The sequence below is a fragment of the Pseudomonas sp. HMSC057H01 genome, from assembly GCF_001836405.1.
Classification (GTDB): domain Bacteria; phylum Pseudomonadota; class Gammaproteobacteria; order Pseudomonadales; family Pseudomonadaceae; genus Pseudomonas; species Pseudomonas aeruginosa.
The window spans coordinates 1-20479 of record NZ_KV828459.1 but is presented as its reverse complement, the minus strand read 5'-3'; the positions used below and the strand labels follow the sequence as shown (position 1 = coordinate 20479).

Annotated in this window: 18 protein-coding genes; all 18 read left to right on the top strand. The window is 68.7% G+C overall.

Translation table 11 applies throughout. From position 1 onward, the window contains the following. The first annotated feature begins 145 nt into the window (after positions 1 to 145). The 18 genes from HMPREF2581_RS12840 to HMPREF2581_RS12755 all read left to right on the top strand — a co-directional run bounded on the left by HMPREF2581_RS12840 (position 146) and on the right by HMPREF2581_RS12755 (position 20421). Positions 146 to 955 (top strand): class I SAM-dependent methyltransferase, encoded by an 810-nt coding sequence (locus HMPREF2581_RS12840; protein WP_003088221.1) that lies wholly within the window; start codon positions 146 to 148, stop codon positions 953 to 955. Positions 956 to 1112: 157 nt separating this feature from the next. After that, the gene (locus HMPREF2581_RS12835; protein WP_003088215.1) at positions 1113 to 3140 is read left to right on the top strand and encodes a ribonucleoside triphosphate reductase; all 2028 of its coding nucleotides are present in this window, start codon (positions 1113 to 1115) and stop codon (positions 3138 to 3140) included. Positions 3141 to 3183: 43 nt separating this feature from the next. After that, entirely contained in the window at positions 3184 to 3330 is a 147-nt protein-coding gene (gene nrdD, locus HMPREF2581_RS12830) for an anaerobic ribonucleoside-triphosphate reductase (protein WP_003088212.1), read from the top strand. Next, on the top strand, positions 3327 to 4025 hold the full coding sequence (locus HMPREF2581_RS12825) for an anaerobic ribonucleoside-triphosphate reductase activating protein (RefSeq protein WP_003139818.1): 699 nt from the start codon (positions 3327 to 3329) through the stop codon (positions 4023 to 4025). The genes nrdD and HMPREF2581_RS12825 overlap by 4 nt, the downstream gene beginning before the upstream one ends. A gap of 193 nt (positions 4026 to 4218) precedes the next feature. Continuing rightward, positions 4219 to 5619 (top strand): NAD(P)/FAD-dependent oxidoreductase, encoded by a 1401-nt coding sequence (locus tag HMPREF2581_RS12820; RefSeq protein ID WP_003105844.1) that lies wholly within the window; start codon positions 4219 to 4221, stop codon positions 5617 to 5619. 12 nt (positions 5620 to 5631) lie between these two features. After that, positions 5632 to 5979, top strand: a complete 348-nt coding sequence (locus HMPREF2581_RS12815) for a cupin domain-containing protein (RefSeq protein WP_003139820.1) — start codon at positions 5632 to 5634, stop codon at positions 5977 to 5979. Between the two features lie 44 nt (positions 5980 to 6023). Then, positions 6024 to 7256, top strand: a complete 1233-nt coding sequence (locus tag HMPREF2581_RS12810) for an aromatic amino acid transport family protein (RefSeq protein ID WP_003139822.1) — start codon at positions 6024 to 6026, stop codon at positions 7254 to 7256. Positions 7257 to 7319: 63 nt separating this feature from the next. Next, complete coding sequence (locus HMPREF2581_RS12805) at positions 7320 to 8867, top strand: PucR family transcriptional regulator (RefSeq protein WP_003139824.1); 1548 nt, start codon at positions 7320 to 7322, stop codon at positions 8865 to 8867. 567 nt (positions 8868 to 9434) lie between these two features. After that, complete coding sequence (locus tag HMPREF2581_RS12800) at positions 9435 to 10661, top strand: DUF2599 domain-containing protein (RefSeq protein WP_003112111.1); 1227 nt, start codon at positions 9435 to 9437, stop codon at positions 10659 to 10661. Between the two features lie 106 nt (positions 10662 to 10767). Further along, entirely contained in the window at positions 10768 to 11448 is a 681-nt protein-coding gene (locus HMPREF2581_RS12795; RefSeq protein ID WP_003088189.1) for a hypothetical protein, read from the top strand. Positions 11449 to 11539: 91 nt separating this feature from the next. Continuing rightward, on the top strand, positions 11540 to 12046 hold the full coding sequence (locus tag HMPREF2581_RS12790; RefSeq protein ID WP_003088185.1) for a sigma-70 family RNA polymerase sigma factor: 507 nt from the start codon (positions 11540 to 11542) through the stop codon (positions 12044 to 12046). Further along, entirely contained in the window at positions 12043 to 12993 is a 951-nt protein-coding gene (locus HMPREF2581_RS12785; protein ID WP_003139826.1) for a FecR domain-containing protein, read from the top strand. Before HMPREF2581_RS12790 ends, HMPREF2581_RS12785 begins: the two co-directional genes overlap by 4 nt. Before the next feature lie 207 nt (positions 12994 to 13200). Then, positions 13201 to 15615, top strand: coding sequence for a TonB-dependent receptor (locus HMPREF2581_RS12780; RefSeq protein ID WP_003139828.1), 2415 nt, complete (start codon positions 13201 to 13203; stop codon positions 15613 to 15615). Between the two features lie 40 nt (positions 15616 to 15655). Further along, complete coding sequence (locus HMPREF2581_RS12775; protein WP_003088170.1) at positions 15656 to 16807, top strand: PepSY-associated TM helix domain-containing protein; 1152 nt, start codon at positions 15656 to 15658, stop codon at positions 16805 to 16807. Beyond that, entirely contained in the window at positions 16804 to 16992 is a 189-nt protein-coding gene (locus tag HMPREF2581_RS12770; protein WP_003088166.1) for a hypothetical protein, read from the top strand. The genes HMPREF2581_RS12775 and HMPREF2581_RS12770 overlap by 4 nt, the downstream gene beginning before the upstream one ends. A 1-nt stretch (position 16993) precedes the next feature. After that, complete coding sequence (locus HMPREF2581_RS12765) at positions 16994 to 18205, top strand: MFS transporter (protein WP_011666695.1); 1212 nt, start codon at positions 16994 to 16996, stop codon at positions 18203 to 18205. Continuing rightward, positions 18202 to 19842, top strand: coding sequence for an alpha/beta hydrolase family protein (locus HMPREF2581_RS12760; protein ID WP_003139832.1), 1641 nt, complete (start codon positions 18202 to 18204; stop codon positions 19840 to 19842). Before HMPREF2581_RS12765 ends, HMPREF2581_RS12760 begins: the two co-directional genes overlap by 4 nt. A gap of 42 nt (positions 19843 to 19884) precedes the next feature. Beyond that, positions 19885 to 20421 carry an HIT family protein gene (locus tag HMPREF2581_RS12755; RefSeq protein ID WP_003139833.1) on the top strand — a complete coding sequence of 179 codons (537 nt, stop codon included), beginning with the start codon at positions 19885 to 19887 and terminating at the stop codon, positions 20419 to 20421. Positions 20422 to 20479: the final 58 nt, after the last annotated feature.

The window sequence follows — 20479 nt, the reverse complement described above, 5'->3', positions numbered from 1 at the left end:
ATATTTATAAGTTATAACATAACATTTAATCAAATGAAGAATGCCCGCCGTTTCTTCTTCATCGAGGCGAGGGAACGTCTCGCTCGCCGTATCCCTCGAAGCACAGGCCCCCACTCTCAACCGGGCATGCCCCACAGGAGGAAAGATGACCGCAACCGAGCAGATCATGGCGCTCCTCGAACGCTGGGACCGCCAGCAGGAAGGCTACATTCGCCAGCGCGAGGAGCGCTACGAGGCGATGTTCCAGTTGCTCGAAGACCTCTTCGGCCGCGACGGGCGCTTCACCGCCATCGACGCCGCCTGCGGCCCGGGCTCCCTCGGCCGGCGCCTGCTCGAACGCTTCCCGGCGGCGCGGGTGGTGGCGCTGGACGCCGACGTCATGCTGCTGGAGATCGCGCGTACGGCGCTGGCCGGCTTCGCCGAACGGGTCCGCGTGGTGGAGTGCGACCTCACCGATCCAGGCTGGACCGAACGGGTCGCCGAAGCGCGCGAGTCCCTCGCCGGCGAACGGCCCGCGGCGCTGCTCTCTTCCACCGCGTTGCACTGGCTGTCGCCCGCCGAACTCGCCGGGTTCTACGCCCAGGCCGGCGAACTGCTCGCCCCCGGCGGCGTGCTGCTGAACGCCGACCACATGCGCTACGACCGACGCTGGCCGGGACTCGCGGAATTGTCCCGGAAGCACCGCGAGCGGGTCCTCCAGGCGTCCGTGGCCAGCGGCGCGGACAGTTGGGAAGACTGGTGGCAACGCGCCGCGCAGATCCCCCGGCTGGCCCCGCTGAAGGCGCAGCGCGACGCCCATTTCGCGCGGCGCCCGCTCAGGCGCGCCAGCGAAGACGAAGACTGCTCGCTCGATTTCCATCTCGCCGCCCTGCGCCAGGCGGGCTTCGCCGAGGCCGCCACGGTCTGGCAGCAGTTGGACAACTACGTGGTCTTCGCCCGCCTCGCCCAGGCCTGATACGCCGTCACCCGGGCACGGGGAATACCTCCAATGGAACCCGGGCAATCCGCCGGACGTTGACGCAGATCAACGCCGGCTCGGCGTCGCTCGCCAGAATCCACAACATCTTGTTGTTTTGCAAAATCAAAACACATCATGTTGTGGAGAAGTTGAAATGATCCAGCCCCGGAAGGCTACCTGGCCGGCCACCCTGCTCAAGCGCAACGGACGTGAAGTCCCCTTCGATCCCGGCAAGATCGAACGCGCCATCGCCGCCGCCGGCCAGGCCACCGGCGAGTTCGACCCGCAGCAGGCGCAGGCGCTCGCCGAACGCGTGGTGGAACGCCTGCCGGAACGCGCCTGCCTGGATATCGAACGGGTCCAGGACCTGGTCGAACGGGTGCTGATGGAGGCCGGCCACTACCCCACGGCGCGCGCCTACGTGGTCTACCGCGAACGCCACGGCCGGCTGCGCCGCGAGCGCAAGACCCTGGTGGACGTCGCCGCGTCGATGAACGAATACCTTTCCCGCGAGGATTGGCGGGTGCGCGCCAACGCCAACCAGGGCTATTCCCTCGGCGGGCTGATCCTCAACGTATCCGGCAAGGTCACCGCGAACTACTGGCTGGACGAGGTCTACGATGCCGACATCGCCGCCGCCCACCGCGACGCCGACCTGCATATCCACGACCTCGACATGCTCGCCGGCTATTGCGCCGGCTGGTCGCTGCGCACCTTGCTGAACGAAGGCCTGAACGGCGTGCCGGGGCGGGTCGAGGCCGGTCCGCCGAAGCACCTGGGCAGCGCCCTGGGGCAGATGGTCAACTTCCTCGGCACCCTGCAGAACGAATGGGCCGGGGCCCAGGCCTTCAGTTCCTTCGATACCTACCTGGCGCCCTACGTGCGCAAGGACCGCCTCGACTACGCCAGCGTGCGCCAGGCCCTCCAGGAGTTCATCTACAACCTCAACGTGCCGTCGCGCTGGGGCACCCAGACGCCCTTCACCAACCTGACCTTCGACTGGGTCTGCCCGGACGACCTGCGCGACCAGGTGCCGCGCATCGGCGGCGAGGAGATGCCCTTCGCCTACGGCGAGCTGCAGGCCGAGATGGACCTGATCAACCGCGCCTACATCGAGGTGATGCAGGCCGGCGACGCCCATGGCCGGGTGTTCACCTTCCCGATCCCGACCTACAACATCACCCACGACTTCCCCTGGGACAGCGACAACGCCACGCGCCTGTTCGAGATGACCGCGCGCTACGGCCTGCCCTACTTCCAGAACTTCCTCAACTCGGACATGCAGCCCAACCAGGTGCGCTCGATGTGCTGCCGCCTGCAACTGGACGTGCGCGAACTGCTCAAGCGCGGCAACGGCCTGTTCGGCTCGGCGGAGCAGACCGGCTCGCTGGGCGTGGTGACGATCAACTGCGCGCGCCTGGGCTATCGCCACCGTGGCGACGCCGCCGGCCTCTACCGCCAGCTCGACCACCTGCTCGAACTCGCCTTCGCCAGCCTGGAGCTGAAGCGCAAGGTGATCCAGCAGCACATGGATGCCGGCCTCTATCCCTACACCCGACGCTACCTGGGTACCCTGCGCAACCATTTCTCCACCATCGGCGTGAACGGCCTGCACGAGATGGTGCGCAACTTCAGCGACGACCGCGAGGGACTGCACAGCGAAGCCGGGCGCGAGATGGCCCTGGCCCTGCTCGATCACGTGCGCGCGCGGCTGGTGGGTTTCCAGGAGAACAGCGGGCACCTCTACAACCTGGAAGCCACGCCCGCCGAGGGCACCACCTATCGCTTCGCCCGCGAGGACCGCAAGCGCTATCCGCGCATCCTCCAGGCCGGCACGCCGGAGGCGCCCTACTACACCAACTCCTCGCAACTGCCGGTGGGCTTCACCGACGACCCGTTCGAGGCGCTGGAGCTGCAGGACGCCCTGCAATGCAAGTACACCGGCGGCACCGTGCTGCATCTCTACATGGCCGAGCGGATTTCCTCCGCCGAAGCCTGCAAGACCCTGGTGCGCACCGCCCTCGGTCGCTTCCGCCTGCCGTACCTGACCGTCACCCCCACCTTCTCGATCTGCCCGCGGCACGGCTACCTGGCCGGCGAGCACGAGTTCTGCCCGAAGTGCGACGAGGAGCTGCTGCAACGCTCCACGCCCAAGAGCTGTTGCGGCGGCTGCGGCGGTTGAGTCGCCTGTCGTTCCTTTCATCCACCAGCAAGGAGTACCACCGATGAACCCCAACCAGTTGCCCGAAGGCCAGCGCCAGCGCTGCGAAGTCTGGACCCGCGTGATGGGCTACCACCGTCCCGTGGCAGCGTTCAATGCCGGCAAGCAGTCCGAGCATCGCGAACGCCGCCATTTCCGCGAGACGCGATGAGCGCCACGCTCAGGGTCGGGGGCCTGGTGCCCCTGACCACCCTCGACTACCCCGGCCTGCTCGCCTGCGTGCTGTTCTGCCAGGGCTGCGCCTGGCGCTGCCGCTACTGCCACAACCCGGAACTGATCGCGCCGCGCGGCGCGGAGGAAATCCCCTGGCCACGCCTGCTCGACTTCCTCCGCCGACGCCAGGGCCTGTTGCAGGCGGTGGTCTTCAGCGGCGGCGAGGCGACCCTACAGGCAGCCCTCGGCGACGCCATGCGCACGGTCCGCGAACTGGGCTTCCGCGTCGGCCTACACAGCGCCGGCATCAACCCCCGCGCCTTCGCCCGGGTGCTGGCGCAGAGCGACTGGGTGGGCTTCGACGTCAAGGCGCCGGCCGAGGACGTCGCCGCCATTACCGGCGTGGACGGCAGCGGCGCGGCCAACTGGCGCAGCCTGGAATGCCTGCTGGACAGCGGCGTGGCCTACGAATGCCGGACCACGGTGCACTGGCGCTTGTTCGATAGCGAACGCCTCTGGCGCCTGGCGATGCGCCTGCGCGCGATGGGCGTGGAGCGCTTCGCCGTACAACTGGCGCGCCCGGCCCGCCAGCTCGATCCGCAGCTTCTCGCGAAGCCCGCGCCGCAGGGCGCTGCGCAGCTATGGCGAGAACTGGAAGAGCTGTTTCCCGCCTTCGAACTGCGCGACGCCTGAGCCTCCGGTTCAGCGGCGCCGCTCGGGCCTGCCAGCTCGCTCGGACAGGGCGGGCAGTCCCGACCAGGCCTGCCCTTCACAAGACTCATACGATCGTACGAGAGCACCTCCTCGATTCCTAGTTGCGTCCAATTGTCGCGGACGGCGCCGCTCGCCACCCTTGCTCCAGATTCAGCGACCCCGGACCCGCGCCATGAAACTCACGCTCACCCCTCCCCTGACCCCCAGCCACTGGATGCGCTCGACCGACCTGGCCGACGCCGCCAGCGCCCCCCTCGTCGGCACCCACTCGGCAGACGTGGCGATAGTCGGCGGCGGTTTCGTCGGGCTCTGGACCGCCATCACCCTCAAGCAACTGGAGCCGGACGCACGGGTCCTGCTGCTGGAGCAGGACGTCTGCGGCGGCGGCGCTTCCGGCAGGAACGGTGGTTTCGTGATGTCCTGGTGGCCGAAGATCGGCACCTTGCTGGGCTTCTGCAACGAGGCGCAGGCGCGCTTCCTTGGCGAAAGCGCGGAGCGGGCGATCCAGGAACTCGGGGAGTTCTGCGCGCGGCATGACATCGATGCGCACTTCCAGCAGAAGGGCTGGCTGTGGACCGCCACCACGGCGCACCACCTCGACGCCTGGAACGATACCCTCGCCGCCTGCGAACGGCTCGGCGTCAGTCCCTTCGAACGCCTCGACGCCAGCGAAGTGGCACGCCGGACCGGTTCGCCGGTGCATCTCGCCGGGGTCTTCGAGCGCAGCAATGCCACCGTGCAACCAGCCTTGCTGGTGCAAGGCATGCGCCGCGTAGCGCTGGCCCTCGGCGTGGAAATCCACGAGCGCTGTGGCGTCAGCCAGATCGTTCCCGGCCAGCCGGCACAGCTGCTGAGCGCCGGGGCCCGGGTCCAGGCCAAGGCGGTGGTTCTCGCGACCAACGCCTGGTCGGCCGCCCTGCCCAGGCTCTCCAGGCTGATCGTGCCGGTGAACAGTTCCATCGCGGTTACCGAGGCGATACCGCAACGGCTGGAGCGAATCGGCTGGACCGGCGGGGAAGCCATCACCGATTCCCAACTGATGGTGGACTACTACCGCACCACCCGCGACGGGCGCATCGCCTTCGGCAAGGGCACCGGCGCCATCAGCTACGGCTCGCGCATCGGCCGGGTATTCGACGTCGACCGGGAGAGCCTGGCCCTGACCGAGGCCGACTTCCGCCGCACCTATCCCTCGCTAGGCGACATCCCGCTGGTCGACGGCTGGTCCGGCCCCATCGACCGTACCTACGACAGCCTGCCGGTCTTCGGCCACCTGCACGAGAACATCCACTACGGCATCGGCTGGAGCGGCAACGGCGTGGGACCGAGCCGCCTGGGCGGGCGGATCCTCGCCAGCCTCGCCCTCGGCCGCGACGACCCGTGGAGCCGTTGTCCGCTGGTAGAACGCCGCTGCCGGAGCTTCCCCCCCGAGCCGCTGCGCTACCTGGGTGGCTCCCTGGTGCGCAACGCCGTCCTGCGCAAGGAACGCGCGGAACTCGCCGGTACCGCGCCCTCGGCCACCGACCGCTTTCTCGCGCGCTTCGCCCCCGCCGGCCTTGAAGACAAATCCTGAGGAGCCCATGGCATGAACCCTTCGCTCATCCGTCTCGACGACGAAAGTCCTTTCACCTCGCCCACGCCCGTCGGCCAGCCCCTGGGCGAACCGGTAGCCCTGACCCGTACCGCGGCCCACCGCCCGCTCGCCGACGGCAACGGCGTGACCGGCATCTGGGAATGCACCCCGGGGCGCTTCCGCCGACAGGTCGAGCATGCCGAGTACAGCTACATCGTCAGCGGTGAAGGTCGCTTCACCCCGGACGAAGGCCAGGCCGTGGAGTTTCGCGCCGGCGACGCGCTCTATTTCGCCGCTGCCACCCAGGGCACCTGGGACATCCGCCAGACCGTGCGCAAGACCTACCTGATCTTCGACTGACCCCGAAGAACCGAACTCCACCGCCCTGACAGAGGAAACAAGAAATGGGTATGCGAGAAGCGAACGACAACGCATCGGGCCTCAAGGCCCATCCCCTGGGCTCGCTCGAGACGATCGCGATCATCATCGGCACCAACATCGGCGCCGGCGTGCTGAGCATGGCCTACGCCGCCCGCAAGGTCGGCTACGTGCCGTTGCTGGTATGCCTGGCCCTGACCTGCCTCTTCTGCATCGTCACCATGCTCTACGTGACCGAAGCCTGCCTGAGGACCCGCGGCAACAACCAGCTCAGCGGCCTCTCCCGGCGTTACCTGGGCCCGCTCGGCGGCTGGCTGATCTTCATCGCGGTGGCGGCCAACAGCTACGGGGCCCTGGTCGCCTACATGACCGGCAGCGGCAACATCATGCTCGAGTTCTTCGGCCAGTACGGCCTCACGCGCGAGGTCGGCAGCCTGATCTTCTTCGTCCCCTCGGCGCTGGTGCTCTACCTGGGCCTGAAGGCGCTCGGCGTGGGCGAGAAGCTGATCAGCGCCGGCATGGTGGCCATCGTCTGCATCCTCATCGGCGCTACCCTGATGCACGACGACGCCCGTCTCGCCCACCTTTGGCAGAGCCAGTGGCAATACGTGGTTCCAGTGTTCAACCTGGCGGTCTTCGTGTTCGGCGCGCAGTTCCTGGTTCCGGAGCTGGTGCGCGGCAACCTGGCAACCCCCGCGCGCGTGCCGCGCCTGATCGTGGTCGGCATGCTGCTGACCTTCCTGCTGGTGGCGGCCATTCCTGCCTCGGTCATCGCCCTGGTCGGCCCCGACAACCTCAGCGAGGTGGCGACCTTGAGCTGGGGACGCTCCCTCGGCCAATGGGCCTACTACGTGGCGAACACCTTCGCCTTGCTGGCGATGCTGACCTCCTACTGGGGACTCGGCGGGTGCCTGTTCACCAATATCTTCGACCACTTCCGCCTGGGCAGCGAAACCAACCGGCGCAAACGCCTGGCGGTGCTCGCCGCGGTCTCGGTCCCGCCGTTCCTGCTGGCCTATGCGGGGCTCGGCGGCTTCGTGAACGCGCTGTACTTCGCCGGTACCTTCGGCGGCGTACTGATGGGCATCATCCCCATCCTCCTGCTCAACGCGGCGCGACGCCACGGCGACCAACTGCCGGCATTCAGCTGCGGCTGGTATGCCCATCCGCTGATACAGGGGCTGATCGTCCTGGTGTTCGCCTCCAGCGGGGTCTACGCGATCGCCTCGGCACTGGGGATGCTGCCCGCCAGTTGGTGACAGGGCGCGCTGCCTGCGCCCGGGGCGATTACACTGAAGGCCCATGCCTGGAGTTTCCTGGACATGCCGCAGAGCATCCGCCACCTGATCGCCCTCCCCGAACTCCGTTCACGCCTGCTGAGCGGAGCCGGCGGCCTCGACCGCCCGGTTCGCTGGGCGCATGTCTGCGAACTCGACGACCCCACCGAATGGCTCGGCGAGGGTGACCTGCTGATGACCACCGGGCTGGGCATACCGAGCGACGCCGAGCGGCAACGGCGTTACGTCCGAAGACTGGCCGAGGCCGGCCTGGCAGGCATGATGATCGGCGAGAACATGGAAGCCCCGAGCGACCTCGATGCCCTGCGCGAGACGGCCGAGGCCCTGGGCTTCCCGTTGATTCTCACCCACTACGGCGTCCCTTTCGCCGCCGTGACCCGGGCCATCGTCGATGCGGGGCAGAAAGACGAATACGAGCGCCGCAACGCCCTGGCCCGGATATACGAAAGCGCCCGGCTGAGCATGCAGGGACTGGGCCTGCCGGCGCTGCTGCAACGCCTCGGCAAGGACGTGCGGAGCAGCCTCTACCTCATCGTTCCCGACACCCTGGCGGCTTGGCAGCCAGGCCTACCAGGGCTGCCCGTGGAGTTGGCCGACGCGCTGCGCAACCGCCGTCGCGAGCAGGCGGAGCCGCAGCCGATGGTCCTTCGCCATCCGCTCGCGGAAGGTGAAGCGCTCAGCATCGGCATTCCTTCCGACCGGAACTGCCTGCTGATAGCCCTGGGCGAGCGGCTGCCGGACTACAGTCTCCTGCACCACCTGACGGCAGTGCTCGGCATAGAGATCGAACGGCTGCGCGTCGAAAGCGAACGCCACCTGCGCCTGGGTTCGGAATTGCTCGACGACCTGCTGCAACGACGGCTATACCGGGAACAAGCCGAGGAGCGGCTGGAGGAACTGCTGCCCGGGCTCGATCTCGACGATGCAGTCGTTTCCGTGGCAAGTTCCGAGGGGCTCGCGACCGACCCTATCGGTCTTTTCCGGGGCCACGACTCACGCCTGCTGGTTCGCGCGCAAGGCCAGGAAATCATTCTGCTGCACCAGGCCGGCCTCGCCTCGACACTGCAGGAAGCCCTGGACAGCTCGCTGGGAGTGAGCGCTCCGCTCCGTCGTGCCGAACGTTGCGCCGAGGCCTTGCGCGAAGCGCGCCTGGCCCTGGCCCACAGCCATTCCCGGCGGCCGTTGTGTCGCTACGCGGAACTGGACGACGAGGCGCCCTGGCTACCCAGAAGCCTCGCCGAGGCTGAGCGGGCGTTCCGCCTGGTCCTCGGCGCCCTCCACGACTATGACGCGGCCAATGGCTCCGCACTGCTATACACGCTGCAGGTCTTTCTCGAGGAAAACAGGTCCTGGTTGAACGCCGCGCAGCGGCTACACATACACAAGCAGAGCCTGGTCTACCGGATACGCCGCATCGAGGAAATCAGCGGTCGCTCGCTGGACAGCACCGCCGATGTGGCGACCCTCTGGTTCGCCTTGCAGGCAACCCGGCTGTCGCCGGAAGCGAGGGGCAGGACGGCGAAGAGCAGCCTCCTGGAGCAGTCCGCGCACCATGGCGGCGACATGGACTGACGGCGGAGCCCGATACCTGGCGCTTGCAGGACGACGCCGCCGCCAACAGGCGCGGCCAGGAACGGTTGCCTGGCCGCGGCGTGGCCTGTGGATGCCGGACCACGGTGCATCGCAGCGAGCGTCTTTGCGAATGCATTAATCCCCCTTGCTAGCTAGCCACCCCGCCGCTGGAGCGGCGCGGCCCGCGCTTCTAGGCTCGAACGGTAAGACGGAAGCCCATCGGCGCGGCGCAAAGGAGGCCTGCGATGCGTAACGGAGTCCACGCTGTATCCGCCCCGCTACCCACCCTGTTCGTATCTCCGCCGGCGGTCTTCACCGCCTCCCTCGAGCGACTTCCCCCACGCGCTCGGCAGGCCCCCGCCGCCCAGCGCCCGCCGGGGTCGCCCGGCACTCCCGGCAGCGCCCGGTTGCAGACTGGCGCCGCCACGTCCCACTGACGTCCCAACGCCGACGGCCATGCCGTCGCAAGCGCTTCATCCCCCGCGATCCGCCCGTCGCGCTCGTCCCCATCGGGACCAACCGGGCCGCCCCCGGCCCGCTCCTTCGAACCTGCGTGGAGTCCATCCCATGAACGGAAGCAGATCCACCTTTCTCTACCTTCTCGCCGCCGCCGGCCTGGCGCTGACACCCGCGGCCCAGGCCGACCGGGGCAACGACGTGGTCGCCCGGCTCAACCAGTTGTACAACGACACCCGCCAGGATTGCGGCGGACCGTCGAAGCCGGCATTCCTCTGTTCCGGCGTGCTGTTCCGCGCCACCTGGCCTTCGACCGACTACATGTTCTACAGCATCAGTCCGAAGAGCCAGAAAAGCGGCGGCGTCTCCGCCTCCTACCTGCGCAAGGACGCCAAGTACCGCAAGCTCGCCTATGGCCTGAAGAGTGGCTTCATCTTCGACACCATCTTCGGTAATCCGAAGGACCACCAGGACTATGCGGTGCTCTGTTCCTTCCCCATCGACGCCGCCACCGACGACCGCGCCCAGCAGGGTTGCACCGATTCGCGGCGCACGCCGAACAGCGTCGAGAAGTCCTGCCAGGACATCAACGTCAGCACCGCCGAGCAGTGGGCGGCGAACTACCGGCAGAACCGCGGTGACCATTCGCGGCAGTGCTCCTTCGACGTCCGCGACGAGCGCAATACCGCCGCCGGCCCGGCCTTCTACCAGAGCATCCGGGCGATGGCGCAGATCGCCGACGAATCCTTCACCACCCAGAACGAACTGCGCCTGGCCAAGTGGGAGGAAAACCCGCCGAAGTCGCCGTCGATCCTCGCCGCGTTCTACACCGAGGACGCCGGCCTGGAGGGCGCTCGGCTCAACCAGATCCAGTGGTATCAGTCGGTCCAGGCATTCCTCCCGATCATCAACATGCGACTGCCGCAGACCCGCCAGCAGGACGCGCAGTTCGCCTACGACGGGCGTAAGCAGGCGATCTACCCGACCAGCGAGAAGAATGCCTGCGAGCGCTATGTGGAAAGCGCCACCTGGGTGGAGCGCGACGATCCGGGCTTCAGGAAGAAGATCATGACCCTGGAAGTGGTACCGACCGATTGCGGGCGCAAGATCCAGGACAACCAGACCAACAATTTCTTCAACGAGCTGGTGGTCGACCACTACCTGGACAGCGAATGGAAGGACAACCCGGACAACCGCGACAGCAATATCGGCAGCATGCGCCGACAACTGGTCTGCCACTTCAACGTCGCCCGCAACAAGCCCGAGTGGAACCTGGAACCCTCGCGGCCGTACACCTCCAACGAGGACTCCATCGCCAAGGGCTGCAATAACACCTGAGGCCGCTCCGCGGGGGCGCTACGGCGTCCCCTGCGAACAGCGATATGGCCTTTTGATATCACACGCTCTACCATGCCGTCTTTCCAAGCCGCCAGGGAACGAACGCATGGCTTTCGATGCCGCCCGCTATGTCCACCGCTACTACGCCAGCCTGGCGCCCGCCCCGGGCAACGAATACCCGCGCCTGAGGGCCTGGGAGTACCTCTGGGAGTATGTCTGGGACCCCAGTCGCAGCTGGGACGACCTGACCGCCCCCGAACAGCTCGACACCACCGCCCTGCACCTGGGTTTCTACCTGGCCAACTGGGGCATGTTCCGTGGCTCCTCGGGACTGCTGCAGAACAGCAACCTGGACCTGATGAAAGCGCTGGCCCGGCAGCTCTTCAGCGGTGCCGGAGCGGAACTCTTCGAGCTGTCCCTGGTGGATTTCGCCGGCAACGGCGCGCGCCTGGCGCACAACCGCAAGCTGCTGGAAACGGTGCTCGGGTCGATGGATGCCCTCAGCAGCCGGGTGAGCTGGACCGACACCCTGAAGAGCAAGATCCTGCTCGGCGTCTGGGGCGAGTTTCCCGCCCTCGACCGCCACTACCTGGCCGCCTGTCGCGCGCTGTATCCACGCCGGGGCCTGACGAGCGTCAACGGCGGGACCCTCACCGCGCTGCACCGCCTGATCGGCGAAGAAAGGCTGTCGTTCCCGCGCCTGGAGACCGCCCGCAAGGGGCTCCTCTACCCCACCGGGCGCCTGGCCGACATGGCTTTCTTCCAGTACGGCCTGGAAAACGCCTGAGGCGCTGCGCCGCCGATCCGGGGGACTTGTAGGCATGCCCTCGCTGTAAGTAGTATGAGACTCATTCTCAATTACAACAGCGATCCCCTCCATGCCGCCGGCCGACGCCTCCCTGCACGACGCTGTGAGCCATCTCTATCAGGACCACCATGGCTGGCTGCAAGGCTGGTTGCGGCGACGCCTGGGCTGCGCGGAAAACGCCGCCGACCTGGCCCAGGACACCTTCGCCCGCCTGCTCGCCTCGCGCCGGGTACTGGATGCGCGCGAACCGCGCGCCTACCTGACCACCGTCGCCAAGGGGCTGATGATCAACTGGTTCCAGCGCCAGTCGCTGGAGCGCGCCTACCTCGATGCCCTGGCCAACCTCCCGGAAGACCTCGCGCCGCCGCCGGAACAGCGGTTGATGGTGCTGGAAACCCTGCATGAAGTAGACGCCCTGCTCGGCAGCCTGCCGGACAGGGTCCGCCAGGCGTTTCTCCTGGCGCAGATCGAAGGCCTGAAGTACGAAGCCATCGCCGAGCGCCTGGGCGTGTCCCTGGGCTCGGTCAAGCGCTACATGCAGCAGGCCTTCCGCCAGTGCCTGGAGCTGATGGAATGAATTCCGCGGGCGAAGGCCGGATTCCCTCGCCGATCCTCGACGAGGCCGCCGAGTGGCTGGTGCGCCTGCAGGACAGCGGCTGCACCGACGACACGCGCCAGGCCTGCGCCCAGTGGCGGCAGCGCAGCCCACAGCACGCCCATGCCTGGGAGCGCGCCGAGCGCCTGCTGCAATGCCTCGGCCGACTGCCGCCGGCGCTGGCCCTGCCGACCCTCGGCCGCGAGCGCGGGCTGGACCGGCGGCGCGCGATCAAGCACCTCGCCCTGGTCCTCGGCGGCGCCTCGCTGGGGCTCGCCACCTGGCAGGCCGAGCCGTTGCGCGACTGGCTGGCCGACCAGCGCACCGGCGTCGGCGAACAGCGCCGCCTGACCCTGCCCGACGGCAGCCTGCTGACCCTGAACACCGACAGCGCCGTGGACCTGGCCTTCGACGCCAGCCAGCGGCTGGTACGCCTGCTGCGCGGCGAGATCTTCGTCGATAGCCGCGCCGACCCGCGTCCGTTCCGCGTCGCCACCGCCGAAGCGCGGCTGCATGCCGGTGCCGCCCGCTTCAACGTACGCCAGGAGATGGCCGCGACCCGGGTCGCGGTACTCGCCGGGCGGGTCGAACTGAGCCCGCTCCACGGACGCGGGCGCTGGCTGGAAAGCGGCGAGTCGGTGCGCCTGGGCGCCGACGGCGAAGCGCGCCGGCTGGCCTTCGACGGCCTGCCGGACGCCTGGACCCGCGGCATGCTGATGGCCGACCGGATGCCGCTGGCCGAGGTGCTCGCCGAACTCGCCCGCTACCGTCGCGGCTTACTGCGCTGCGACCCGCAACTGGCCAGGCTGGCGGTGTCGGGCGCCTATCCGCTGCTGGACCTGCGGCGCACGCTGGGCATGCTGCAGGCCACCTATCCGCTGAAGGTGCGCGGGGTGACCGACTACTGGATCAGCCTGGTGCCGGCGTGACGGCGCGGCCGCCATCCCCGTGGCAAGCGCCCCTCGCGTCCACCCCGGCAGGCCGTCCGCCGCTGCGCCGGAACAGGCGTTGCCATCGACATACCGTGCTCCGCAGAAAAATAACCGCCTCGACCTGAGACCTTTTTCCTTCTCGGCTGGCAAGTAGAGGAATCCGCCCCGACCCAAGGTCCGCAGAGACCACGAGGAACCCTGTACATGCCCGTACGCACGCTTCGCCCCCGTTCGCTGTCCCTGGCCATCCACGCCGCCGCCATGACCCTCGCCCTCGCCGGAGCGGCCCCCGCCCTGCTTGCCGCCGAGGCGCCCGCCGCCAGCTCGGCGCGCAGCTATGACATCGCCCCCGGCCCGCTCGGTCGCACCCTGTCGGCCTTCGCCAGCGACAACGGGGTATCCCTGGCGTTCGACCCGGCGCTCACCGAGGGTCGCCGCAGCGCCGCCCTGCGCGGCCGCTACGCGCCGGTCGAGGCGCTGCACCGCCTGCTGCTGGGCAGCGGCCTGGAGTTGCAGCAGCGCAGCGACGGCAGCTACACCCTGGTGCCGGCAACCACCGATGGCGCGCTGGAACTGCAATCCTCGCTGATCACCGCCCAGGCCGCCGGTGCCGAGACCCTGCCCGCCGAGTACGCCGGCGGCCAGGTGGCCCGTGGCGCGCGCCTGGGCATGTTGGGCAACGCCGACGTGATGGACGCGCCATTCAGCATCACCAGCTACACCGCCAGGACCATCGAGCAGCAGCAGGCGCGCAGCGTCGCCGACCTGCTACAGGCCAACGATCCGTCGGTGCGGGTGGTCGGCGGGCGCGGCGACCTGGTGGACAGCTACACGATTCGCGGCTTCAGCGTGCAGAACGCCGACGTCGCCTTCAACGGCCTCTATGGCCTGCTGCCGTTCTGGCGGGTACCGATCGAATTCGCCGAGCGCGTGGAAGTGCTCAAGGGACCGAACGCCCTGCTCGGCGGGATTTCCCCCGGCGGCAGCGTCGGCGGCACCATCAACCTGGTGCCCAAGCGCGCCGACGACCAGCCGCTGACCCGCGTCAGCGTCGACTGGACCCAGCGCGGCCAGCTCGGCACTCACCTCGACATCGGCCGACGCTTTGGCGAGAACAACGCCTTCGGCGTGCGCTTCAACGGCGTCTACCGCAACGGCGATACCGCCGTCGACCATCAGAGCCGCGAGTTTCCCATGCTCTCCCTGGGCCTGGACTTCCGTGGCGAGCGCCTGCGCCTGTCCAGCGACCTGCTGTACCAGAAGGAAAGCCTGGAAGGCGTGGTGCGCCCGCTGCTGACCGGCCCGGGAACCACCCACATCCCCCACGCCCCGGACTCGAAGACACGCTTCGGCCTGCGCGATTCCTACCTGGACCAGGAGGACTACTCCATGGTCAACCGCGGCGAGTACGACCTCGCCGACAACCTGACGGCGTTCGCCAGCATCGGCGGCCGCCAGAGCAACTACGAAACCATCGCCGCCAACAGCATCCTCATCGGCAACCAGGGCGATATCGTCAACAGCCTGGCACGCCAGCGCGGCGACCGCCGCACCTATTCCGCCGAGGTCGGCCTGCGCGGCAACTTCGACACCGGCCCGCTCCGCCACGACTGGACGCTCAGCGCCAACCGCCTGCACGAACGGCTGGGCATGGTCTATGCCTTCACCGGGATGCAGCCGGGCAACCTCTACCAGACCTCGCCGCATACGCCGCTGCCGGACTTCTCCAGCCTCGACGGGAGCATTCCGAAGACCAATGAAACCGACCTCGGCGGCGTGGCGCTGGCCGACAGGCTGTCGTTCCTCGAGGATCGCGTGCAGGTCACCCTGGGCGTGCGCCGCCAGCAGATCGAGTCGCGCAACTACGACCAGACCAGCGGCGCGCGCACCAGCCACGACAAGCGGCACGTGTGGACGCCGATGGCCAGCGTGCTGGTCAAGCCGCTGCAGGACCTGTCGCTGTACGCCAACTACATCCAGGGCCTCAGCCAGGGCGAGGCGGCGCCGATGACCGCGGCCAACGCCGGCCAGGTGCTGGCACCGTACAAGGCCGAGCAATACGAGATCGGCGCCAAGTACGACCTGGGCGGCTTCACCACCACCCTGGCGCTGTTCGAGATCAGGAAACCGAACGCCTATACCGACGCCAGCAACGTCTTCCGCGCCGACGGCGAGCAACGCAACCGCGGCGTGGAGCTGAGCCTCTATGGCGAACCGCTGGACGGCGTGCGGGTGATGGCCGGCGCCACCTACATCAAGCCCGAGCAGAACAAGACCGGCGACCCTGCCAGCGAAGGCAAGGACGCGCCCGGCGTGGCCCGCCGCCAGGCCAACCTGGGGGTCAGTTGGGACACCCCATTCGTCGACGGACTGACCCTCGACAGCCGCTGGATCTACACCGGCTCGGCCTACGTGGACAGCGCCAACGCCCTCGCCGTGCCGCACTGGAACCGCGTCGACCTCGGCGCCGCCTACGCCTTCCAGGTCGCCGGCAAGCCGCTGGTGGCGCGCGCCAACCTGGAGAACGCGCTGGGCAAGGACTACTGGACCGCAGCCAACGGCTACCTGTCGATCAGCTCGCCGCGCACCCTTTCCCTTTCCCTCACGGCGGACTTCTGAGTCCGCCCCACCATAACCAGAAACCGCCGATGACCAGCCAATGACCGCGAAAACCCTGCGCACCTGGTACCTGGTGCACAAATGGACCAGCCTGATCTCCACGATCTTCCTGCTGATGCTTTGCCTCACCGGGTTGCCGCTGATCTTCCACGAGGAGATCGAGCACTACTTCGAGCCGCATCCGCAGCTCGAGCCGCTCACTGCCGAGTCGCCGCGCATCGACTACGACGACGTGATCGCCCGCGCCCTGGCCGCCCGGCCGGGCGAAGTGGTGCGCTTCCTGGTATTCGAAAAGGACGACCCGCTGGGCCTGGTGATCAGCGCGCCGAGCCTGGTACCGCCGCCGGAGAACGGTCACATGCAGCCGTTCGACGCGCGCACCGGGGAATTCTTCGACGCGCTGCCGCCGCCGGGCGGCTTCATGTACCTGATGCTGAAGCTGCATACCGACCTGTTCCTCGGCCTGCCCGGCTACCTGTTCCTCGGCCTGATGGGCCTGCTGCTGGTGGCCTCGCTGGTGTCCGGGGTGGTGGTATACACGCCGTTCATGCGCAAGCTGGACTTCGCCACGGTACGCGCCGAACGCAGCCGTCGTCTGAAGTGGCTGGACCTGCACAACCTGCTGGGCATCGTCACCCTGTCCTGGGTACTGGTGGTCGGCGTGACCGGGGTGATCAACACCCTGGCCCTGCCGATCCTGATGCTCTGGCAAGGCGGGCAGTTGGCGGAAATGACCGCGCCCTACAAGGACGCGCCACCGCTACAGCGCCTCGGCTCGCTCGACGCGGCCCTGGCCACGGCACGCCGGGCGGCGCCGGACATGGAGGTCAGCTTCGTCGGCTTCCCCGGCACCCAGTTCAGCAGCCAGCATCACTATGCGGTGTTCATGCGCGGCAACACGCCGCTCACCGAGCGCCTGCTGAAGCCGGCACTGATCGACGCGCAGAGCGGCGAACTCACCGACATGCGCGAGATGCCGCTGTACGTGAAGACGCTCCTGCTGTCGCAGCCGCTGCACTTCGGCGACTACGGCGGCATGCCGCTGAAGATCGTCTGGGCGCTGCTCGACCTCGTCAGCATCGTCATCCTCGCCAGCGGTCTCTACCTCTGGCTCGGCCGACGCAAGACGCCATTGGAGAAGCGCCTGGCGGAACTGCCGGACGGCAGCCTGGCGACGGAGGGCAAGGCATGAGGCGCGGTCTCTGGATGATCTTCCGCTGGCCCCTGCTGCTGGCCCTGCTCGGCCTCTTCGGGCTGCTCTCGGCGCTGCTCGGCGACGGCCTCTACGACCTGCTCTCCTGGCTCGCCCTGGGCACTCCGCTGGTGCTGGTCGGCTGGGTCTGGCTGCGCCTGCCGCGAACCCGAAGGAATCCCTGAGATGACCACCCCGCCGCCCTCCGCCAACACCCTGGACCTGCGTCCGCTGATGTTCGAGACCTTCGTCTGCACCCTCGCGGTGATGTCCTTCGTCGCCCTGGTCGGCCCGCTCGCCCGCAAGCTCGGCCTGGCGCCCTGGCAGGCCGGCGCCGCGGTGACCGTCGGCGGCATCGCCTGGATGCTCGCGGCGCGGCCCTGGGGCATCGCCAGCGACCGGCATGGGCGACGGCGGATACTGCTCGGCGGGCTGGCCGGCTTCGCCCTCTCCTACGCCTCGCTCTGCCTGTTCATCGTGCTCGCCTTGCACTGGACGTTGCCGACCCTGCTCGCCTTCGCCGGTATCGTTCTCCTGCGCGGCCTCGCCGGCGGTTTCTACGCCGCGGTGCCAGCCTGCACGGCGGCACTGGTGGCCGATCACGTCGAGGCGCAACGACGCGCCGCGGCGCTGGCCGGACTCGGCGCGGCCAGCGCGATAGGCATGGTGATCGGGCCGGGGCTGGCCGGACTGCTGGCGACTCACGGGTTGGTCCTGCCGTTGCTGGTCACCGGCGCGCTGCCCCTGGTCGCCCTGCTGGCGCTCTGGCGCTGGCTGCCGCGCGAGGAGCGTCGCCAGCCGAACCGCGGCGCCGCCCTGGCGATCGGCGACCGCCGCCTGCGGCGGCCGCTGGCGGTGGGCTTCGTGGCGATGTTCAGCGTCACCGTGGCGCAGATCACCGTGGGCTTCTTCGCCCTCGACCGGCTGCGCCTGGATTCCGCCGACGCCGCGCGGGTGGCCGGCATCGCCCTGACCGCCGTGGGCGTCGCGCTGATCCTGGCCCAGCTCCTGGTGCGCCGCCTGGACTGGCCACCGCCGCGACTGATCCGGGTCGGCGGGCTGGTCGCCGCCATCGGTTTCGCCGCCGTGTGCTTCGCCGACTCGCCGCCGCTGCTCTGGCTGGCCTTCTTCGTCGCCGCGGCGGGCATGGGTTGGGTGTTCCCGGCAGTCTCGGCGCTCAACGCCAATGCCGTGCGCGCCGAGGAACAGGGTGCCGCCGCCGGCACCCTGGTGGCCGTACATGGCTTCGGCCTGATCAGCGGGCCGCTGCTCGGCGCGCTGCTCCACCAATTGGACAGCCGCGCCCCCTACGCGCTGGTCGGTCTGCTGCTGGCGCTGGCGGCGTTCTGGCCGAGCCAACCGACGCGCCCCGTGGAAACGAGGAGCGAAGCACCATGACCGCTGTCGACCTGCTGCTGGTCGCGACCCTGCTGGCGGCCCTGCTCGCCTGGTGGATACCCGCCCTGCCCGGCCGCCGTGGCCTGCTGGCGCTCGCCTCGACGCTGGCGCTCGGCGCCGGCCTGTACGCTGCATGGGACGACCGCTGGCAAGCCGGCGTCGGCGCCTTCGCCGGTTTCTCCCTGCTGCTCGGCGCCTGCCTGCGCCGGAAGCCCGTGCGCGGCCTGCCGTTCCGGACCGGTTCGCTATACGGCCTGCTGGTGCTGCTGGCAATCGCCGCGCTGTACCTGTTCCCGGTCGCGCCGCTGCCGGCGCCGAGCGGCCCCTATGCGGTCGGCGTGCGCGATTTCGAACTGGACGACCCCAGCCGACCCGGCCTGCTCGGCGCCCCGGCCGGACAACCGCGGCGCCTGCTGGTACGCGCCTGGTACCCGGCACGCCCGATCGCCGGCGCCGCGCCGCGTCACTATTTCGACCCAGGCGAGGCACGCAGCACCGCGCGAGGCTTCGGTGAAATACTCGGCTTTCCGCCGTTGCTCACCTACCTCAAGCACCTGCGCACCAATTCCTATCCGGACGCCCCGCTGCGCGACGATTCCGCTCGCCTGCCGGTGGTGTTCTACAGCCATGGCTACAGCGCCTTCGCCGGCGGCAACTGGACCCTGATGGAAGAACTGGCCAGCCACGGCTACGCGGTCTACGCCATCCAGCACAGCGGCGACGCGTCGCCGACCCGCCTGCCCGACGGCACGCTGCTGCCCATGGACCCCGGGCTGGTCGAACACCTGCGCCGGGCCGCCCACGACGGCTTGCCGCAGGCCATGCGCCAGGGCTATGTCAGCGACGATCTCGACCAGCGCCTCGACGGCCAGTTGCACACCGCCCTCGACCTGCCCGCCCCGGCCAACCGCGCCGTCAACCTCAGCGCGCCGGTATGGCTGGCCGACCGCCTGTTCGTCCATGACCGCCTGCAGGCCGGCGAGGTCCCGGACAGGGTCGCCGACCTGGTGGCCGCCAGTGACTTCGCGCACACCGGCGAGATGGGCATGTCCTTCGGCGGCTCGACCACCGGCGCGGTCTGCATGGTCGACCGACGCTGCGCGGCGGCCGTCAACCTCGACGGCGGCGACTTCGACTTCGCGCCCTTCGATAGCGATTTCCCGGCGCCGCTGCTGATGCTGCACGCCGACCTTGGCAACTTCTACCGGCTGTTCGGCATCGAAGCGCCGGCCCGCCCGAGAAGCTTCAACGACTTTTCCTACGAACGCTTCGAGCACGCCGGCCAGCGCCAGGACATTCATCGCCTGGTACTGCGCGATTCGGCCCATGCCGGGCTTACCGACAATCCGCTGTTCATCCGCCGGCCGCTGCGCGACGGGCTGCTCGGCTCGGCACCGACGGAAGTCCTCATCCAGGCTCCCAATGCCCTGGTGCTGGGTTTCTTCGATCACTACCTGCGCGGCCGCGCCAACGACTTTCCGCAAGCGCAGATGGCGCGCTTCCCCGCCTGGCTGACGCGCTACGACAACTCGGCGGTGCGCGACTGGTGGCTGGCCAAGCCGGAAGCCCAGCGCCTGGCGCTGCGACAACGCATCGACGATATGAAACGGCGCAAGACCGGGCTGGATCTTCCCTGACGACGGGTTACAGTGGGCGCCCCATCTGCGGAGCGCCGCCCCATGCATATCCCGCCCGAGCTGATCATCCACCAGACCCGCCACTGGACGCTGAACCAGCGGATCGACTCGGCCCTGCCCGGCTACTGCATGCTCGGCTCGCGGCAACCGGCGACGGCCTTCCACCAACTGCCGGAACAAGCCCTCGCCGAATTCGGGCCGCTGCTGGCCAGGGTCGAGCGCGAAATGGACGCGCTGCTGCGGCCGCGACGCATCTATGTCGGTCGCTACGGTCACATGCCCGGCCTGCCGGTGCATTTCCACCTGATTCCACTGTACGACTGGGTCGAGGAACTGTTCTGGGAGGACACGCGCTACCGGACGCTCCAGCAGTTCGGCGTGCCGACCACCGAACCCCTTACCGATGGCGCCGAGCTGACCCTGTTCGTCTGGCGCGAATTCTGCGAACGCGCCGATCCACCGGCCGTGCGCGGCATGGATCGGCAACAGGCGATCGCCGGATTGCGCCGGGCCTTCGGCCACGGCGTCCAACCCCGAACATCGCCTGGGCCGGACTCCGAGCCCGCGCAGGGCGCATGACCGCGTGCGGTTGGATGGGCTCCAAGGCCGCGTAGGGCGAATAACCGCTTGCGGTTAT

Bases quoted from the DNA above. Each gene is read 5' to 3' on its own strand.
- HMPREF2581_RS12805 (WP_003139824.1), top strand. From the start codon at position 7,320: ATGCCGCAGAGCATCCGCCACCTGATCGCCCTCCCCGAACTCCGTTCA.
- HMPREF2581_RS12755 (WP_003139833.1), top strand. From the start codon at position 19,885: ATGCATATCCCGCCCGAGCTGATCATCCACCAGACCCGCCACTGGACG.
- HMPREF2581_RS12765 (WP_011666695.1), top strand. From the start codon at position 16,994: ATGACCACCCCGCCGCCCTCCGCCAACACCCTGGACCTGCGTCCGCTG.
- nrdD (WP_003088212.1), top strand. From the start codon at position 3,184: ATGAACCCCAACCAGTTGCCCGAAGGCCAGCGCCAGCGCTGCGAAGTC.
- HMPREF2581_RS12770 (WP_003088166.1), top strand. From the start codon at position 16,804: ATGAGGCGCGGTCTCTGGATGATCTTCCGCTGGCCCCTGCTGCTGGCC.
- HMPREF2581_RS12795 (WP_003088189.1), top strand. From the start codon at position 10,768: ATGGCTTTCGATGCCGCCCGCTATGTCCACCGCTACTACGCCAGCCTG.
- HMPREF2581_RS12820 (WP_003105844.1), top strand. From the start codon at position 4,219: ATGAAACTCACGCTCACCCCTCCCCTGACCCCCAGCCACTGGATGCGC.
- HMPREF2581_RS12785 (WP_003139826.1), top strand. From the start codon at position 12,043: ATGAATTCCGCGGGCGAAGGCCGGATTCCCTCGCCGATCCTCGACGAG.
- HMPREF2581_RS12840 (WP_003088221.1), top strand. From the start codon at position 146: ATGACCGCAACCGAGCAGATCATGGCGCTCCTCGAACGCTGGGACCGC.
- HMPREF2581_RS12800 (WP_003112111.1), top strand. From the start codon at position 9,435: ATGAACGGAAGCAGATCCACCTTTCTCTACCTTCTCGCCGCCGCCGGC.
- HMPREF2581_RS12790 (WP_003088185.1), top strand. From the start codon at position 11,540: ATGCCGCCGGCCGACGCCTCCCTGCACGACGCTGTGAGCCATCTCTAT.
- HMPREF2581_RS12815 (WP_003139820.1), top strand. From the start codon at position 5,632: ATGAACCCTTCGCTCATCCGTCTCGACGACGAAAGTCCTTTCACCTCG.
- HMPREF2581_RS12835 (WP_003088215.1), top strand. From the start codon at position 1,113: ATGATCCAGCCCCGGAAGGCTACCTGGCCGGCCACCCTGCTCAAGCGC.
- HMPREF2581_RS12760 (WP_003139832.1), top strand. From the start codon at position 18,202: ATGACCGCTGTCGACCTGCTGCTGGTCGCGACCCTGCTGGCGGCCCTG.
- HMPREF2581_RS12780 (WP_003139828.1), top strand. From the start codon at position 13,201: ATGCCCGTACGCACGCTTCGCCCCCGTTCGCTGTCCCTGGCCATCCAC.
- HMPREF2581_RS12810 (WP_003139822.1), top strand. From the start codon at position 6,024: ATGGGTATGCGAGAAGCGAACGACAACGCATCGGGCCTCAAGGCCCAT.
- HMPREF2581_RS12775 (WP_003088170.1), top strand. From the start codon at position 15,656: ATGACCGCGAAAACCCTGCGCACCTGGTACCTGGTGCACAAATGGACC.
- HMPREF2581_RS12825 (WP_003139818.1), top strand. From the start codon at position 3,327: ATGAGCGCCACGCTCAGGGTCGGGGGCCTGGTGCCCCTGACCACCCTC.